The sequence below is a fragment of the Paenarthrobacter sp. 10L420 genome, from assembly GCF_056395385.1.
This window is the reverse complement of sequence record NZ_JBFTJK010000047.1, coordinates 1-2,985: the sequence shown is the minus strand read 5'-3', so window position 1 is coordinate 2,985 and position 2,985 is coordinate 1. Positions and strand designations below refer to the sequence as shown.

Annotated in this window: 3 protein-coding genes and 1 rRNA gene; 1 reads left to right on the top strand and 3 read right to left on the bottom strand. The window is 63.7% G+C overall.

Features of this window, described 5'->3' with window-relative positions; all coding sequences use genetic code 11:
- A 5S ribosomal RNA gene (rrf, locus tag AC1DD5_RS25535) occupies positions 1-88 on the top strand; the annotation flags it as partial.
- Positions 89-229: 141 nt separating this feature from the next.
- Here the strand turns inward: rrf and AC1DD5_RS25530 are convergent.
- From AC1DD5_RS25530 to AC1DD5_RS25520, 3 genes are all read right to left on the bottom strand, one after another.
- The gene (locus AC1DD5_RS25530) at positions 230-412 is read right to left on the bottom strand and encodes a hypothetical protein (RefSeq protein ID WP_442019396.1); all 183 of its coding nucleotides are present in this window, start codon (positions 410-412) and stop codon (positions 230-232) included.
- Between the two features lie 81 nt (positions 413-493).
- A complete protein-coding gene (locus AC1DD5_RS25525) occupies positions 494-2,014 on the bottom strand; it encodes an HNH endonuclease (RefSeq protein ID WP_477523109.1) in 1,521 nt (506 codons plus the stop codon).
- Positions 2,015-2,127: 113 nt separating this feature from the next.
- Complete coding sequence (locus AC1DD5_RS25520; protein WP_442019394.1) at positions 2,128-2,721, bottom strand: HhH-GPD-type base excision DNA repair protein; 594 nt, start codon at positions 2,719-2,721, stop codon at positions 2,128-2,130.
- Positions 2,722-2,985: the final 264 nt, after the last annotated feature.

The window sequence follows — 2,985 nt, the reverse complement described above, 5'->3', positions numbered from 1 at the left end:
CGGTCCCATTCCGAACCCGGAAGCTAAGACCCACAGCGCCGATGGTACTGCACCCGGGAGGGTGTGGGAGAGTAGGACACCGCCGGACAATCATTAACAGGGAAAGCCCCGACCACGACGGTCGGGGCTTCCCCCATTTAACCAACAAATGGTGCAAGGCCCAGTTTGACCAGACGCGCGCCCAGGCTCAAGCCAAGACAAAGGCCTCCACTATGGAGGCCTTTCGTCGTTAAACCTGTTCAGGAACCCCAACGGGCTCATGGCTGGCGCCGATGATCAACCACTCGAAGCCTGCCACCAACCCCAGGACCACGCCCTCCCGGCCGCCGAGCTCAGCGGTAGACGCGATCACGCCGAGACGTCGGCCGTGGAGCCGCGCGATCTGTTGATCCCGAGGTCTTGAACGTCCCACCGCTCGTGCTCCCATGAATGCCGGCCCCGAATGACCGTGGGGCAGGGCGTGGGGCATTGTCACCCCGCCTGGTGTCGCCCCTCAGGGACGGGAGCGCCCCGAGGTGTTCAGGACCGGACGACGAGCAGGGGCCTGCGGGTGCCGCAGTTGACGTTCGACTGTCCCGGCCGTTGATTCAGGAGCATTCGCATTCCCCGGCAATGGTGGGGCTGTGGTTTTGTATCTGTGTCCCGTGGGTGTGCTCACTTCCAGTTCATGTCTGCCGCCGGGGAGCGTTTGTGTGTTCCAGCCGGGGTTTTCTTTGGTGTGGTTACAGGCTTCGCAGAGCCCCGCGCCGTTGGCGAGGCTCGTGGCACCGCCGTTGTGCCAGGGGACGATGTGATCTATGTGGCGGATGGGCGCGTCGCAGTAAGGCGTGCGGCAGGTGTCGTCCCTGGTTTCGATGAAGCGCCGCATTCCGGGTGGGAAGAGCCGGGCTTTGGAGTCCATGGCCAGCAGTTCACCGGAGGAAGGTGCGGTGTAGAGGCGGCGGAGCAAGACTCTAAAGTCCTTGCCCTCGTTGGACTTCGGGCTCACCTTGGACTCTGCGCTCACCTCAGCCTGCCCCGCGGCTCCGGCTCCGGCTCCGTCTTTCGCCTCTGCCCCAGCTGGCTCTCCGGCGATGAGGGTTCTGGCCCATTCGGCGGGGACGATTCCGTAGCCCTGGAGCCGTGCTGGTTCGCTGTCGCCTTGGAAGAGGGTCCGGTCGGTCATGACGAGCTGCACGTTGACGCCGCTGATCCCGTCTGGGGTGCCGGTGAGGCGTTCGGTCAGGGTGTCGGCCATGACCTGGCCCCGGGTCCGGGTGTCCCCGCCGGAGCGGGCGGAGTCCGCGTGACGGGTGAGCGCGGCGTAGGCGGCGACGCCTTGGGCGACCGGAAGCAGTGCGGTGAGGATGGTCATGGTGTCGGGGGCCGGGCGGAGGCTGACGTGCCGTTCGGACGCGGCGTGGGCTGCGCGCTGGGTCACGGAGCGGGGGTCCCGACGGTAGGCTGCGGCTCGTGCGGCGGCGATGATGGTTTTGTCTCCGGCGCCGTCGAAGGTTCCGGTGTCGGGGGCGAGTTCCTCATCGACGGCTACCCGGTCTTCGACGGACAGGCACGCTGTTTCCTTCACCAGCAGAGTGGCCCGCCATTCGTTCAGGTGTCCGGTTTCCAGGGCTGCCATGGTGCGCGGCATTTCCGAAACCAGTGCCTTCGCCAGTCCGAGGAGCCGGGACCCTTTGTTCGGTGACTCCCGCCGGGCCAACGCGATCTGCGCGCCCACACCCTGGCCCTGCTCAGCTGAGGAGACACCGGCAGAGGCTTGTTCGCGGCGCTGCGCCAGGTCAAACGCCACCGACGCCCGCGCCTGCAAAGCCGCGATCGCTGACTTCACGTCCTCCAAACCACGAATCTGATCAATCAACTCATTGCTGGCCGCGGCAACGCGGAAAGCGCCCACCCGGACAAGCAGCTCCTCAGCGTCAGAGCGACGGAAGCCGGGGCCGGTGAAATCGCCGCTCCCAGGTACAGGCACAGTGGAAGCCACCCTGGCTGCTTGCAGCTCGCGAAACCTGTCCATGGAAAACACTCTTCCAGCACGGTCGATCCGGCAGCAGGCACCAATTCACCTATGTGGAAAAGCTGAAGGGTGAGGAACCTCGCGCGATCGCTAGTCTGCTGACGTCAAAGTATTCAGGCGCTCGTTGTCTTAGAGGCCTTCGCGGCTGCTTTGGCTGCTTGTTTGCTTGCCCGAACTTTGACCAGGGAGTCTGGATCCACGATGTCCGCGACAGAGAGGTATGAACCCTCCTCGCCGTAGTGCCCAGCCGCTTCCCGCCATCCGTTGGCTTGAAGGCCACATTGCTTTCCGAGGAGGGCAAGGAAGATCTTAGCCTTCTGCTCTCCGAACCCAGGCAAGGCCTTGAGCCGGCGCAATACTTCGGCGCCATCCGGATTGCCACTTGTCCAGATGGCTGCAGCGTCTCCGTTCCAATCCCGGTGCACGGTTTCGGCGAGGGCTTGGACCCTGCCGGCCATGGAGCCTGGGAAGCGATGCACAGCAGGGCGTTCTTTGAATACCTCTACGAAGCCTGCGGGGTCGTAGTCTGCGATCGTGCCTGGATCCAGTGATCCGAGGCGCGCACGGATCTTTTCCGGACCGGCAAACGCCGACTCCATGGTTACCTGTTGATCAAGCAACATTCCGGTCAGCAATGCGAACGCATCGTCACTTAACAGCTGATCGGCGGCGGCATCTCCTGTGATGTGCAGTTCCATGCGTCCCATCCTCCCACCAGTGCGCACGGTCGTCATCGGGAGTGGTCACGTTGGCCAGGTTGATGAACGAGCGGAGTTATGCCCGACGGCGGGGCTGTCGCCAGTTTTTGGGGTGGTGTTCGGGGGGTGTTGGGGTTGTGTTGGGTGGTTGTTGGGGTGGATTTGCGTTGGGGGTGTGGGGCGTGTATTGTTTTCTGAGTCGCCGGGTGCGAAACGGAAAGCCGGAAGGTGTGTACGGTTCGGTAGGCGGCCAAAAATAACTCTTCTTTTCCA

What these genes read in the sequence shown, in the direction of transcription:
- AC1DD5_RS25525 (WP_477523109.1), bottom strand. Translation starts at nt 2,014, where the DNA reads ATGGACAGGTTTCGCGAGCTGCAAGCAGCCAGGGTGGCTTCCACTGTG.
- AC1DD5_RS25520 (WP_442019394.1), bottom strand. Translation starts at nt 2,721, where the DNA reads ATGGGACGCATGGAACTGCACATCACAGGAGATGCCGCCGCCGATCAG.